The following is a 14,201-nucleotide window of genomic DNA, read 5'->3' as shown; positions in this document are numbered from 1 at the left end:
TATTCGTAACCCACGAGCATTCATTCCTTGTTGAAAATAAAGAATTCCTAACTTAGACATTGTTTCAACATCATTAGGTTTTAATTTCAGAACAATTTCATATTCTTGAATTTCTTCTAAAGGCATCTGTAAATCATGGTAACTATAAGCAAGCTGAGCGTGCACCCAAGCATTTCCTGGAGCATAATCATTTAAGATTTTGAATTCTTCAATAGCTCTTCGAGCTATTATAAAAAATTTTTCTTGAACTTCTTCCCCATATCTTCCTGAAGGGACCCAGTAATTAGCATCAAATTCGGGATATTTCCTTGGATCTGCATATAAACCAGAGAGTGCTACATAGGCATCTGCTAAAGATACATGGGCCCCTAAATCTGTAGGGATCGCCTGCACAACTTTTACATATGCCTCTATAGCTTTTTGCAATAAACATTCTCGAAATAGAAAAAAATCTTTCCAAAAACAAAAACAACTCATTTTTCTAAGAAAATCATGCTGAGGGAGAAATCTAAGAGTTCTAAATAACAAAGTATATTCTTGATTTTGCAAATTTATAGAAAGTCTTGTTGCTGCTGAAGCTTGATTTGACTGTTCTTCGATTACATTGTACTTTCCTTTCATCAAAGCTAAAGTTTCTTTCAAGTATCTAGAAATAATATCTTCAAAGAAATCTGATTTTCCAGAGAGAAAATATAGTCTGACAACGAGAAAAATAAATAAGGTAAGAAAAAAACAAGCGAGACAAAATGCAGGAACTATAGTTTTTCCTGAGAACAAAAAGAAATATAAAAAAATGGCGAGTTCAGAAGCCATGAGCAGTACAACGCCACAAACCAAAAGACTTTGTTTTATTAAGTACTGGCGTAGACGTCGGCTTGTTTTCTGACATAAGGCTTCTATATTTTCTTGAAAACTTCTTGAGGATTTCATGAACAACTAAATAGAAAACAAAATTTAATGGAAAATTATGTTATTACTCGTTTAAATGCAATAGACGAAGCTTTATATAATTAGAGTTTACTTTCATGTCTCCATCAGCTTACATCTTAGCCAATTTTGGAGGCCCTCGTAATGCCGAAGAACTAGAAATTTTTTTAACATCTCTACTAACGGATAAAGACGTTACAGGAAAAATTCTCCCTTCATTCCTTCATAAAAAATTTTTTTCTTTTATAGCAAAAAAACGCGCTCCAAAAGTCTTACCGCAATATCTCTCATTAAATAATTGGTCTCCCATTTACAATGACACAGAAGTTCTTGCTCAGCTATTAGCTCGTATCTTAGAAACTCCGGTAATTTCTTTTCATCGCTACCTACCGGAAACACACAAAAAAACTTTGGAATCTCTACAAAAATTAAATCCTCAATCTATTGTAGGCATTCCCTTATTTCCTCATTTCACCTACGCAGTGACGGGAAGCATTGCACGATTCTTTCATCTTCAAGTTCCTCAATACAACATCACTTGGATTTCTCAATTCGGCTCACATACCTCGTTCGTGTCTTGTATGGAACAACACATACGAAATTTTTTAAAAACAAACCAAATACAAGAACAACAATGTTGTTTCTTATTTACAGCACATGGGCTACCACAGCGATTTATTCGCCAAGGGGATCCTTATCAAAAACAATGTGAAAACTCCTTTTCTGCGATCTCCAACCGTTTTTCAAAAACTGAAAGTTTTCTTTGTTACCAATCAAAATTCGGTCTAGGACAATGGTTAAAGCCTTCAACAAAAAAATTAAGTTATGAATTAGAAAGTCAAAAGCATTATGTTTTAATCATTCCTTTTGGCTTTGTTTCAGATCATTTAGAGACTTTATATGAAATAGATAAAGAATACGTTCCTGCGTTACAATCTCGAGGCTATAAAGCTTTGCGACTACCAGCGATTCAAAGCTTTCCTCTCTGGTCTCAAACTTTGGCAGATATTATTAAAAGCTCAACACCATTAGAATTAGAATTTTTAATTAAATAAACTATTTCTAAGGAATACGATTCATTGTTTTTATAGTTTGATATTTCCCAGATCGTTTACTTTTTGCTAGCCCAGCATTAAATCCTTCTAGCAGATCCTCATTAGTTCCTTTTAAAACGACTAATCGCAAACCATCTTGATTTAGAGGTTCAGAAATAATTTTCAACCGATCTTTGTATGCAGTTTGTATCAACGCTGAGACATCAATAACAGGAGCCAAAAGAGCATCATAGCAATCGGAAGAAAGAGCTTCCAAAGCCACTGGGACATGCTGGTAAAGACTAACTACTGCCTCAGGAATTTCCTGAGCAACAAGAACAGAAGAATCAAATTTATACACACCAATTAGACGACCTTTAAGATCTTCTATAGATTTATATGGAGAGTTCTCTTTAACAATGAGAACAGGGCCTGTTAATAAAATGGGATCTGAAAACTGATAGTGGTTTTGCATCTCTGTTGTAGGAGATATTGATGTGAACGCTCCCAAGGTTTTACGATCATTTAAATTTTCAAAAAGATGTATCCAATCCTGATTTACTATCATCATATTGAGATTTTCACGACTATTGATTTCAATAATCAAATCATTTAAAAAAGCATTGATACTTGCTGTGTAAATCCCGAACTGTTTAGGAAACCAGGTAACGTCACGGCCTATGGGCTGCTCTCTTTTTATTCGAGAACATCCGAATGAAATTAAACCTATAGTTAGAAAGCAAGCAATAAAGCTTCGTTTCCAAGAAAACCTAATTTTCAAAATTACGCCTTTTTTTCCTTTATGTTCGCATAATATTCTAGACAAGAAATTTTTATCCAGCACACGATCACCTGCAATAAGGTTCTGAGATTTCATCCGCAAAAAAAACTCACGAATATGATCTTCTAACGGTTTGCATTCAACAGGATAAAGCCATAAAGACTTAGAATTTTTCTACTATGTACTCTGAAAGAAAAGTATCTCCTAGTTTTCTTTTATTACGTAAAACCAAACCTTCAATCAAGATATCATCTTTAGAAGCACTCTCTAAAAACAGTAAACCATCGGATAATAAAAGGTTCTCTTTTACAATTTCTTTTAAAAGATTTTCTATATACAAATCCTCCAAATCATAAGGAGGGTCTATATAAATCAAATCAAAAGTAAGTTGTTTCTTTGCCAATTTTTGAATAGCATTTTTTGCATCATGTTTCACTACAGATACCAAGGATTCCGCTTCAAGCAGCTTACTATTCGCTCGAATTAAACGTATTGCCTGTACAGAAGTATCTACAAATACAACACTTGAGGCTCCTCGGCTTAACGCTTCAAACCCTACACCCCCTATACCAGCAAAAAGATCTAGAAAGGCAGCACCTTCAAGATATGAGATACAAATATTAAATAAAGCTTCTTTTACCAAACCGCAGGTTGGACGTATCGAACGATCTGAAAAACTTTTCAAAGATTGTCCTTTATATTTACCAGCTAGAATTTTCACAATATTGCCTGGGGAATGAAATCTACGTAATCAGCTGCGACTAAAATATATTTGATATCTCGAATTTTCCCAAAACCGCTGATAGGATTAGAAATTTTATGCAAATGTCCAAATAAACATATAGATACCCTGCCATCAGATTCTAGTATTTCAGAGACTGGACCGGGCGAGCCATCTCTACTAATTGGGGGATAGTGAGTCATGACGATTACTTTTTCAACATCCTGTGGAATCATCGCAAAAGCCTTCTGCAAACGATTAACCTCTCTTAAAAAAATTTTTTCATCGTGTTCTGTATAAGGTTTCTCAAAAAAATCCTCTTTTGAATCTGTTGGGAAATCAAGACGTATACTAGGACTACCCCATAATCTTACTCCAACCACAGCAATTTGAGGTGTTATTCTTGCAAATCCTTGAGATAAATAATGTATAGTTGGAGGAAGTACTTGAGAAATCTTCGTTTGAGACGCGGAGCTCCAATAGTCATGATTTCCTCGAATCATATACTTAGTTCCGGGAAGGGAATCTATGAAACTAAAATCTTTTTCCGCTTGAGACAAATCCATAGCCCAAGAAATATCTCCAGGGAGAAGAACTATATCTTCAGAGGAAACGACTGCTTCCCACCTTTCTTTAATCTTTGCGTGATAGTCTAGCCAAGGATCTCCAAAAAATTCCATAGTTTTTTCAGGGACTCCTAGAGCAAGATGAAGATCTGCTAAACCAAAAATATGCATAAAATACTCGCAGGAAAAGACAGATAGAACTCCCACGACTACTGTAAGATCTACATCAATAAAAAGCAATTTCGCTCTAGAAAACATAATTATCGGGTAGTCGTGTTCCTCGAGGAATAATGGTGATTCCATCACGAACAAAGAGCTTTCCGTCTGGAGCATCATAATAAGAGTAGTTCGAAAGATTCGAAAGCTTAACTCCATTTCCTATGTGACAATTCTCATCTATAATGGTTTTATGAATCTCACAATCTTTTCCTATTCCTAGAGAAGTCTCTAGAGAAGTTCCGTACCGATCGTTCCCCATGACAATAGAGTGGTCTATTATAGAATTATCTCCTATCATACCACGAATTCCAACAACACTATTGGATACCCGGCTAGAATCAATAACACATCCTTCACAAAGCAAGGAATTAGAAATCAAAGATTCTGCAACAACAGCTCCTGGAAGATGATGATTTTTACTATAGATCATTCCCTGATCGTCGTAACAATTAAACCCTTTTGTAGAAATTTGCGGTCTTCTCTGTGCTAAAGCTATATTAGCTCGATAGTAGGATTCTATAGTTCCGATATCAGTCCAATAGCCCTCATATAAAAAAGACTGAACAATACCACGTTTCATTTGTGTATGAATAAGGTGTTTTCCGAAATCCTCTCCCTGCTCTTCTGCCAATAAACGAAATAAGCTATCTTTTCTAAAAAGATAGATTCCCATAGACCCTAGAAACTCTCCATCTGATTCCAATAATCCATGTTGCTGACGATCTTGATGAGATAAGCGGAAATGATTTAAAAGGTCTTCATTCTGAGGTTTTTCATAAAAGTCGATAACTCTTCCATCAGGGTTGATCCGAAGAACACCCATTCTTTTAGCGTCTTTTTCTGAAATAGGCTGAGCAACAAGGATCATATCTGCTTTTGAAGAAACAGCAGCGTCTACGATAACCTGAAAATTCATATTATAAAGTTGATCTCCAGAAAGGATCAGAAAGTAATCAAGATCCAAATCTTTAAGATAAAGAAGATTCTGACGAATTGCATCAGCTGTTCCTTGATACCAAATTTGGTTACCTTGGCGACCTTCTGGAGCCAGGAGGTGTATATGATCTTGAAGCACACCGTGGTAAAAATAAGTCTTAAATAAATGTTGTTGTAAAGTGTAAGTGAGATACTGACCTATAACGAAAATCTTTGAAAATCCAGAACTAATAGCGTGTGAAATTGGGACATCTATAAGCTTATAACGCCCCCCAAAAGATACTGTAGGCTTACAACGACTATCAGTTAAAGGAGATAGTCTTTTCCCTTCGCCTCCACATAAAACTATAACACCAACCCTATCTCGATAACGATGAGATGGTTTAGGAGATGAAAGATTATTCTGAAAATCGTTTTTTACCATTTATCTAGCCTATTCTCATTTTAATTTTAAAATATAAATAAATAAAAAGGCTATACAAACAAAAATGACAAAAATGAATTGTCAATGATTTAAAGATATATAAAAGATCAACAAACCACTAATAATAAGGCTAATTTTCTTCTTGAAAAGTTTCTACAATCTTTCCTGCTATAACAGCATCATTTTCATTAAGCTGCTTGCTAGATATTAAAGTTTTTACCAAAGACGGTAACGAAAAAACAGAACTTAATTTTATCCCATTAACCTTTAGAAGCTCTCTACCTCCCAGAAGTCTATCTAAAAAAACAAAAGCTTCACGAACAACAAGACCTTGTTCCTCTAAAGCTGAAGCAGTCTCCAAGATAGAGTTTCCAGAAGAAAGAACATCATTGATTATTAAACAAGTTTGTCCTGGAGTAAAACGTCCTTCTACTTTTATCGTATCAGAAAAATTCGGATTTTTTAATTCCTTCCTTCTTAACACCATAGGAATTCTGTACTTTAAAGAAATACAAGTGGCTAAGGTTAGAGCTGTATAAGGAACACCACACAACAAACTACTATTAAACTCTGGACGCAAACGCCAAATTAAAGTTGCCATAGTCTGGAGAATATCAGGAGAAGAAATTACTAAACGCATATCCACATAAATAGAAGTTTCTTCGCCTTGAGCTAACGTATAACTTCCAAATTTTATGGCTCCAATTTGGTATAGTTTTATTACTGCATTATCGCGCAGTTGCGCTTCATCGTGATTTACCACAGCTTGCCTCAGGAATTTTGACAAAATACAAAATATTAGCTTATAGAAACACAGTATGCTAATACGTTTATTTCTTGGAATGCCCTTACCAAAAGGAGTTCCATTACATCCAGTCCCCCCTTTAGTCATAACAACTTTTCAAGGACAAACCTTCCTGGGGGTACGCAGCAAAGCTGGATCTCCTCTTTTTATAGACGATCTTGATCTACAGTACCGCTATACACAAGATTTACTTTACGAAGCAGTCCCTATGCACTATAAACCGATGTATAAGGACATTTCCTTGATAATTTTTCCAGAAGTCTTAATTGGGGCTCTAGAAATTTCTGCATCTTAGAAAGAATAGGGAATCTAGTCCAGATAGAGCTAACTATTCTTTCAAAGACAATAGAAATTCTGCATTGCTATTAGTTTTTTTCAATCGTCCTAACAACAAATGCATAGCATCCGTGGCCGTAAGATCAGCTATAGCTTGACGAAATAGATAAACTTTTTCTAGCTCACAAGGATGATAAAGAAGTTCTTCTTTTCGAGTTCCACTTTTTATCAAATCGATAGCAGGATAAATTCTTCTATCAGATAAACGACGATCTAGAACTAACTCCATATTCCCTGTTCCTTTGAATTCCTCAAAGATAACTTCATCCATTCGAGATCCGGTATCAATTAAAGCTGTTGCTAAAATAGTTAACGATCCTCCATTTTCGATATTCCTTGCGGCACCAAAGAAACGTTTTGGTTTATGTAAAGCACTAGCATCTACACCACCTGTAAGAATCTTTCCAGAATGTGGTTGAACGGTATTATAGGCTCGAGCTAAACGAGTAATTGAGTCAAGGAGGATAACAACATCTTTACCATGTTCCACTAAACGACGAGCTTTCTCTATGACCATTTCAGCAACTTGAATATGCCTTTCAGGTTGCTCATCAAATGTAGAGGCAACTACTTCGCCACGAACTTGACGAATCATATCAGTGACTTCTTCAGGACGCTCATCAATAAGAAGAACTATCAACACAATATCAGGATTATTTACAGCAATAGCGTGAGCAATACTTTGCAGTATAACAGTTTTTCCGGAACGAGGAGGAGCAACAATCAGTCCTCGCTGACCTTTCCCGATAGGAGCAGTTAAATCTAGGACACGTTCTGCTAATTTCTCCTTTCCCATTTCCATAACGATTCTTTCATTAGGATATAAAGGGGTAAGGTTTTCAAAAAGCACTCTCTCTTTAGCTTTATCTGGAGTAGATCCATTAATTTTATCTACTTTTAAAAGAGCAAAATATTTTTCTTTTTCCTTAGGCGAACGTATAGTGCCTATAATTGTATCGCCTTTTTTCAAATCAAAACGACGAATTTGAGCTGGAGAAACATAAATATCTTCAGCAGAAGGCAAATAATTATACGTCGGGGATCTTAAAAAACCAAAACCATCTGGGAGCACTTCTAAAACTCCTTCTCCAATTAAGAGTTCGTCTGGTCTCTCTGATTTTGCTTTAACAATCTCAAAGACAACTTGAGATTTTATTAAAGATCCAATGTTCTTTACGCCATATTGACGAGCTAAAACATTCAGCTCTTCAATACCCATTCTTTGCAGTTTAGCAATTTTTGTGATTGTGACAGGCAAAGTCTCTTCAGACTCGCTAACAATAACTGAACTATCTCCTACAAAAGGCTTTTCTTGCGGTGTAGAACACACATATCTTTTGGTTTCTTTCACCTTCGGCAAGACTTCTGAAGAACGCTCTTCTTTCATAATGCTCCCTTTAAAGCGTAAAAATATTCTTCAATTTTCTGATGAAATTCTTTTTTAGTGCCATTATTTTCAATAACAACATCTGCTTGGGCAGCTTTTTCATTAAAATTTGAAAAACGCGAACACCTTTGATAAAAATTTTCTTCAGAAAACCCTGTTTTCTTAATAAATCTTTTCCGACGTACATCTTCATCCGCAGCGATAAGGATAACTCGGTCAAACCATCCAGCATAGTGTATTTCATATAACAGAGGGACTTCTGCTACAAACAAAGGATACGCCTTACTTTGAGCGGTTTGATTATACTGTTCCTCAATAATACGACAAACTTCTGGATGCAAAATACTCTCTAAACCTTTTAAAAGAAGCGGACTTTTGAAGACCTTTTCTGCTATGACTTGTGAATTCAATGATCCACCAGTAACAATCTCTGATCCTAAAAGGTCTATTATTTGACAACCTATATGCGTGTGGGGAACAAGGAGACTATGTGAGACTTTATCAGCACTAATTACAAATGCGCCTAATTCCTGGAAAATCTGACAAGTTTCAGTTTTTCCAGAAGAGAGTTCTCCCGTAATAGAAACTTTAAGCAACTCTAACATTCTGCCCAATTTTTTCCAATTAAGATATTTACCACTAAAGGGACTGTTAAAGTCATAGCGGACTCCATTTCTCTACGAACGAGGATAGATACCTCTTGCAGTTCTTGATCAGGAACTTCAAAAATTAATTCGTCATGAATCTGCAACAATATACGACTTTTTAAATTTCTTTGCTGAATAGCCTTTGAGATCTGAAGCATAGCACATTTTATAAGCTCTGCAGCACTTCCTTGTATTCGTGTATTCACGGCAAGACGTCCTGACGCAGCACGAACTCCCGGATATTCATCCCAATTATCAATGATTCTTTCTCGCCCTAACATTGTAGTCACTCTTAAATCACGAGATGCTTGTTTAATAGTTTCATCAACAAAATGAGCTACTCCAGGATAACGATCGAAATACGCTTTAATAAGAGCCTGAGCTTCTCTTAAAGAAATTTTTAGAATTTTAGACAAACCATATGCTTGCTGACCATAAATAATTCCAAAGTTTACTGTTTTTGCCTGTAAACGTTGTTGTTTTGTTACCTGATTCAAAGAAACTTGAAACACTTGGGAAGCAGTAACAGCATGAACATCTTCCCCAAGATCAAAAGCTTGTTTTAAAAAATTATCCTGACTCAAATGAGCTAAAAATCTTAATTCTATTTGAGAATAATCTGCCGACAAAAAAGAATAACCTTCCCGTTCAAAACGGAAAGCTTTACGAAGAGACAATCCCTGTTCAGATCTCTTAGGAATATTTTGCAAATTTGGATCTCTGCAAGCAAGTCTTCCTGTTGTTGTACCTGTTTGATCAAATGTTGCATGGATTCTATTAGTACAAGGATCCACTTGACGAGGCAAGGCTTTAACGTATGTAGATAAAAGCTTCTCTAAAGCTCGAAAAGATAAAATTTTATCAACAATTTCATGTTCTGTAGATAAAGCTCCTAGAACCTCAGCTTTTGTTGATCGCGCTTTATCTATAGGAGTTAACCCCAATTTATTATATAAAACGTCTGAAAGTTGTTTGGGTGATTTGATATTGAATGATTCTCCAGCTAATGTATAAATCTCATTAGTAAGAGTGATAAGTTCTTCTTCTAAAGAACACTCTAAACTTACGAGTTCCTTTATATCTAAAGGCATTCCAGCTCTTTCCATAGCAAATAGAATTTGTTCTAAAGGTGCTTCTAAATTGAAGAGAATATCTGAAAGATTTTTCCTCTGTAATTCATCTAATAAAGATCCTCGAAGTTTTGATAAATAAGTAACAAGTTCTCCAAAATATTGAGCAGGGCTTTCTGGAAGCTTAACAAGAGGCAAAGCCTGGTATCCCCACTCTTTCATAAATCGTGATGCAGCAATTGTGAATCCATGATTAATAAGTAAGGATTGATATGAAGTTTTAGCACCACCGTTAATTAAATGTTCTACCAAAGCTAGATCACAACTAATATTTCGAATAACTACACCAGCATTCATTAAAGCATGCAAATCACGTTTTATGTTATACCCGTAGTACAAAATATCCTCTCTCAAAAAGAATCGCTGAAGAAGAGGTAAGAGTTCTTGAGAATGCTTCTGTAAATCTATATAAACTGTACTCTCTCCCTCAGATAATGCGAGTCCTTGTAAAACCAAGGATAATAGATGTTTTCCCGAGTAAGCCGCAGCAAAAGCCACTTTTTTTCCCTCTAAATTCTTTAAGACGGCTTCTAAGCTTTTCGGATCCGAAATTACAAGAACTTCTACAACCGGGATATTTACTTCCTGATCTTGATACTGAACTAAAGTTTTAAATCCTTGTTGCATATAAAAAGTTTTCAGGACATCTTCATTCGTAGAAGATTGAGGAAAACTCAAGGAACTAATAGAAAAATTTAAAGAAATTTGTTTGTCTAATACTGCTAAACGTTTGCTGAGTTTCAAAATATCTCTTTGCTCAGCAAGCATCGTGAAATTAGCCCCTTTAACCTGATCAAGGTTATCTAAAAGTCCCTCAACACTACCAAATTGTTGAAGAAGAGCTACAGCTTTTTTTGGACCACATCCTGAGACTCCTGGAATATTATCAGAAGAGTCTCCAACTAAAGCAAGATAATCAGGGATAGTTTTTGGGGGAACTCCATAACGTTGGACAACATCTTCTTCTTCAATAATGCCTTGGTCTTTCCAAGGATTCCAAAGAACGACTTTAGGCTCAGCTAACTGAAGTAAATCTTTATCAGCTGTACAAATACAGACTTCATAATCATCTTCTAGAGCTTGCCTAGAAAGACTTGCTATAACATCATCAGCCTCGACAGAATCAATCTCTAGATGAACAAGCCCTTTTAAATGACAGAATTCCTTAACCAAAGCAATTTGAGAGGAAAGATCTTCTATTTTCTTTTCACGATTGCTTTTGTAATCCGCATAAATTTCTCGACGACTCTGTTTATTATTAGGACCATCGAAAACAGCAACCATATATTCGGGGGAAAATTCTTTGATTAGTTTATTAATAGAACGAATAAAGCCGAAAACGACTTGAGAACTTTCTCCTAAGGGATTTTTCATTTCAGGGAGAGCGAAATACGCTCGAAATACAAATCCTGAGGCATCTAAAATAAACAACTTCTTTGAAGAGCTATTCTTATTCTTTTCTTTCCAACAGGACTTTCCCATTTAAAATCTCATCTATGATCAATAACAAAGAGTATTTTTAGAGTTTTCTTCAGAAAGAAAATCACACGTAATTTTTCCTGTGATTAAAGGACTTGAAGCTGCCGTAGTTGCCAATTTTTTCCACCAACCGCTCTCTCCCATACCAATAACACGATAATTGCTTGCAATGTCACACACTGCGACCATGTCTTGCAAAACATTTTGTTTTGTAATATTAATAACATCTACAAACCCTTCTTCTAAAGCTTGTTGAGGAGAAAATAGGCGTGCTCCCAAGACATGAACTAACTTATCCTTAGTTAGTAAGGGACGATGAGATAAAACAGTATCTACAAATTGTCCGTATAGGAAATCTATTAAATTTTGACGTTCTTCTCTGGCCTGAGGAGTCCAAGGAGTGTATGGATTTAAAGGAGCTTTCTCATGTCCTGCTGACAACAAATCACTTTCGACTCCATATCGATTCAAACCTTCTTTGACATTAAAAAATGGTCCTGAGAGCACTCCAATAGAACCTACCAAAGACGAAGACGTTGTATAAATTTTATCTGCCACGCAAGCGATATAATAACCACCAGAAGCACAAAGACCGTTAACAAAAATATAAATCGGAAGATTTGTTCGTTGCTTCCAGAAATTAAGCGCAGAGTAAATACGGGCTACCTCGAAGACTTCTCCCCCAGGACAATCCATGTCAATTATCAATCCCTTCACTCGACCTTTGAGTGGATCCTTATCTAAAGCTTGAAGAGCTGCCTCTATAGATTTTGAAGAGTCTTTTGTAGATGCTATAGTATCTTTCATATCTAAAACAACTACAATAGGCGCTGTTTTTCCTAGATCTTTTACTACCCCCTGAGCATCTGGTAAGCTTACATAATTAACAGCTCCTATATTTGCAGCAGAAACAACTAGTCCGAGTAAAAGAACAAAAGCAAAAACAACGCCTAAACATAGTCCAACTACAGACAGAAATGCTTTGGAAAAAAAATGCCACAACGTTTTCATAAAAACCTATAACAGAGCTCTAATAATTCATAAGAAATTAAAATAGAGCATATGTGGAAAAGCTTAAAGATGAAAAAAGAATACTTTTATAAAGTAGCTGCTATTTTGCAATTTATAAGACGCCTACAGGCTCTTTCGATGAAGTCTCTTCCAAAGAAGAATCTGCAGACTTATAAGTCGACGGCTTTGCAGACCCTCCTAAAAAAGAAGCTTGTGCTCTAATTTTATATTCCCGACCAATATAAGCAACAACTCCAATCCAGATAACAATAATCAATAAAAGAACCACTGCAATAACGTTTATACATGCTGCTACAGAGGAGAAGATTATTAATAAGCCTTGATAAATTAAAGATCCTCCCGATTTCCCTATACGAGACACAACACCATCTATTGCAGCTTTTCCATAGTTTTTTTCATCAGATGGCAAAGGAATAAACGCCATTTCCTTTGTCTGGTCAAAGAACGTGAATTTTGCTCCTCGAGAAAAGATGTTTTGAACTCCTCCAACCCAAGCTGCAAGAGCTAAAGGAGCCATCCCAAACATACCACCAAAAATCATAACATCTCTTTTAACAGCAAAAATAGCGCCGAAAAAGAGTAATCCAGTGATAAGCATGACTATAGGAGTTGTGAACGCTCCAACGCGCCATCCCCAACGACGAATGCACTGTCCAGAGACCAGAAAAGATGCACTTACAGATACAATTCCAATAAGAGTTGTAATTCTGCCCATATAACCATTAAATTCTATATGAGAACTGTAGATTTGGCTAACAAGGTCTTTCCAAACAACTTCGAAAAGATGGATAACCAAATTATAAGACAAAACAATGACAGCGATTCCCAATAAATAACGCGACCGGATAAGGTGAAGAAAGAGATTTCTTGCTTGAGTCTTTGGTTTTTTCCTAGCTTTTGCTCCAGCAACACTTTCTTCTTCAGCGGAAGAGGGAGAGCTCAGTACAGCGGGGTCCACTAGATGTGCGGTCACACGATGAATTCGATGATATAGCCAAATGATCATCAGGCCTGCACAGGTAATAAATCCCGTTAAATTTAGCATAACTTCATGCCAAGGGTCACAAGCAAAAGCACAACTAATTACCTTATGCTTACTCATGGCAAATGAAATTTCTCCGGCAAAAATTGAAGACAAGTTAAGTCCTGTGTGTAAGAGGGCGTAGAAACGAGAAGCCTCTTTAACAGTAGTAACTTGATTTGCTAATCCCCAAAATAGAGTAGATAGAACTACAGAACTCCATAATTCTGACATTACATAGTATAAACTATAGCTCCAGAAACGAATCATTACAACAAACCCACGGAATCCTGCGGGAAGAAACTCTTGCAGTTTATTCGCAACTCCGTTCAAATGCAGTCGATCTCCCATAGGATAAATGACTACAGAAAAAAGAAAGAAGAATCCAAGAAAAGATCCAATGATGAGATAGAATACCGTATCCCTAGAATAACGCCGACTTAACCAACTGTAGATTATAGTAACGAGCACAGCTCCGGGAACTATACCCCAAACTTTTAAAAAGGGAATAACTTCGGCTCCCGCACTAGACCCCACAATAACTAAAGTATCTTTCATACTCTTAAGAAGGGAGTAGTTGAAGCCTACAAAAAAGGCAAGGAAGAAGAGAGGGAGAAATTTTGAAAGTTCAGATCGATAAACAGGACACAGATATGCCTGCAGCCTTGAAAAGGGTTTCACTTCTAATGACTGCATAAACTCCTTCCCAACATTATAGCGCACAACAAAGACTTAAGAACATAGACTTCATGCCTC

Annotated in this window: 13 protein-coding genes; 2 read left to right on the top strand and 11 right to left on the bottom strand. The window is 36.1% G+C overall.

Going from position 1 to position 14,201, the window contains the following annotated elements:
- Positions 1–930, bottom strand: a 930-nt coding sequence (locus JMS40_RS02070; RefSeq protein ID WP_201456621.1) for a hypothetical protein, incomplete at its 3' end; no start/stop codon positions are given.
- A gap of 95 nt (positions 931–1,025) precedes the next feature.
- Here JMS40_RS02070 and hemH point away from each other — a divergent pair.
- The gene (gene hemH / locus JMS40_RS02065; protein ID WP_201456620.1) at positions 1,026–1,982 is read left to right on the top strand and encodes a ferrochelatase; all 957 of its coding nucleotides are present in this window, start codon (positions 1,026–1,028) and stop codon (positions 1,980–1,982) included.
- 7 nt (positions 1,983–1,989) lie between these two features.
- Here the strand turns inward: hemH and JMS40_RS02060 are convergent, their stop codons facing one another.
- From JMS40_RS02060 to JMS40_RS02040, 5 genes are all read right to left on the bottom strand, one after another.
- Positions 1,990–2,742: a transporter substrate-binding domain-containing protein gene (locus JMS40_RS02060; RefSeq protein ID WP_201456627.1), complete on the bottom strand. Its 753-nt coding sequence runs from the start codon at positions 2,740–2,742 to the stop codon at positions 1,990–1,992.
- A gap of 163 nt (positions 2,743–2,905) precedes the next feature.
- Positions 2,906–3,463 carry a 16S rRNA (guanine(966)-N(2))-methyltransferase RsmD gene (gene rsmD / locus JMS40_RS02055; protein WP_236558929.1) on the bottom strand — a complete coding sequence of 186 codons (558 nt, stop codon included), beginning with the start codon at positions 3,461–3,463 and terminating at the stop codon, positions 2,906–2,908.
- On the bottom strand, positions 3,460–4,200 hold the full coding sequence (locus JMS40_RS02050) for a metallophosphoesterase (RefSeq protein ID WP_201456626.1): 741 nt from the start codon (positions 4,198–4,200) through the stop codon (positions 3,460–3,462). The genes rsmD and JMS40_RS02050 overlap by 4 nt, the downstream gene beginning before the upstream one ends.
- A 76-nt stretch (positions 4,201–4,276) precedes the next feature.
- Positions 4,277–5,608 (bottom strand): glucose-1-phosphate adenylyltransferase, encoded by a 1,332-nt coding sequence (glgC, locus tag JMS40_RS02045; RefSeq protein WP_201456619.1) that lies wholly within the window; start codon positions 5,606–5,608, stop codon positions 4,277–4,279.
- 130 nt (positions 5,609–5,738) lie between these two features.
- Positions 5,739–6,371, bottom strand: a complete 633-nt coding sequence (locus JMS40_RS02040; protein WP_201456618.1) for an orotate phosphoribosyltransferase — start codon at positions 6,369–6,371, stop codon at positions 5,739–5,741.
- Positions 6,372–6,426: 55 nt separating this feature from the next.
- On the opposite strand from JMS40_RS02040, the gene JMS40_RS02035 reads away from it, so the two are divergent.
- Positions 6,427–6,708 (top strand): hypothetical protein, encoded by a 282-nt coding sequence (locus JMS40_RS02035; protein ID WP_201456617.1) that lies wholly within the window; start codon positions 6,427–6,429, stop codon positions 6,706–6,708.
- A 33-nt stretch (positions 6,709–6,741) separates the two neighbouring features.
- Here JMS40_RS02035 and rho read toward each other — a convergent pair whose 3' ends face one another.
- The 5 genes from rho to npt2 form a co-directional block, all read right to left on the bottom strand.
- A complete protein-coding gene (rho, locus tag JMS40_RS02030; RefSeq protein WP_370545325.1) occupies positions 6,742–7,968 on the bottom strand; it encodes a transcription termination factor Rho in 1,227 nt (408 codons plus the stop codon).
- Between the two features lie 164 nt (positions 7,969–8,132).
- Positions 8,133–8,741, bottom strand: a complete 609-nt coding sequence (gene coaE / locus JMS40_RS02025; protein ID WP_201456615.1) for a dephospho-CoA kinase — start codon at positions 8,739–8,741, stop codon at positions 8,133–8,135.
- Positions 8,735–11,395: a DNA polymerase I gene (gene polA / locus JMS40_RS02020; RefSeq protein WP_201456614.1), complete on the bottom strand. Its 2,661-nt coding sequence runs from the start codon at positions 11,393–11,395 to the stop codon at positions 8,735–8,737. The genes coaE and polA overlap by 7 nt, the downstream gene beginning before the upstream one ends.
- Before the next feature lie 18 nt (positions 11,396–11,413).
- Positions 11,414–12,403 (bottom strand): S49 family peptidase, encoded by a 990-nt coding sequence (locus JMS40_RS02015; protein ID WP_201456613.1) that lies wholly within the window; start codon positions 12,401–12,403, stop codon positions 11,414–11,416.
- Positions 12,404–12,515: 112 nt separating this feature from the next.
- Complete coding sequence (gene npt2, locus JMS40_RS02010; protein ID WP_201456612.1) at positions 12,516–14,141, bottom strand: NTP/H+ exchange transporter Npt2; 1,626 nt, start codon at positions 14,139–14,141, stop codon at positions 12,516–12,518.
- Positions 14,142–14,201: the final 60 nt, after the last annotated feature.

It is taken from the genome of Chlamydia sp. 17-3921 (genome assembly GCF_902705545.1).
Classification (GTDB): domain Bacteria; phylum Chlamydiota; class Chlamydiia; order Chlamydiales; family Chlamydiaceae; genus Chlamydia.
This window is presented reverse-complemented; position numbering and strand designations above follow the sequence as displayed.

Bases quoted from the DNA above. Each gene is read 5' to 3' on its own strand.
- polA (WP_201456614.1), bottom strand. From the start codon at position 11,395: ATGGGAAAGTCCTGTTGGAAAGAAAAGAATAAGAATAGCTCTTCAAAG.
- JMS40_RS02035 (WP_201456617.1), top strand. From the start codon at position 6,427: ATGCTAATACGTTTATTTCTTGGAATGCCCTTACCAAAAGGAGTTCCA.
- hemH (WP_201456620.1), top strand. From the start codon at position 1,026: ATGTCTCCATCAGCTTACATCTTAGCCAATTTTGGAGGCCCTCGTAAT.
- glgC (WP_201456619.1), bottom strand. From the start codon at position 5,608: ATGGTAAAAAACGATTTTCAGAATAATCTTTCATCTCCTAAACCATCT.
- npt2 (WP_201456612.1), bottom strand. From the start codon at position 14,141: ATGCAGTCATTAGAAGTGAAACCCTTTTCAAGGCTGCAGGCATATCTG.
- rho (WP_370545325.1), bottom strand. From the start codon at position 7,968: ATGGGTATTGAAGAGCTGAATGTTTTAGCTCGTCAATATGGCGTAAAG.
- coaE (WP_201456615.1), bottom strand. From the start codon at position 8,741: ATGTTAGAGTTGCTTAAAGTTTCTATTACGGGAGAACTCTCTTCTGGA.
- JMS40_RS02050 (WP_201456626.1), bottom strand. From the start codon at position 4,200: ATGCATATTTTTGGTTTAGCAGATCTTCATCTTGCTCTAGGAGTCCCT.
- JMS40_RS02015 (WP_201456613.1), bottom strand. From the start codon at position 12,403: ATGAAAACGTTGTGGCATTTTTTTTCCAAAGCATTTCTGTCTGTAGTT.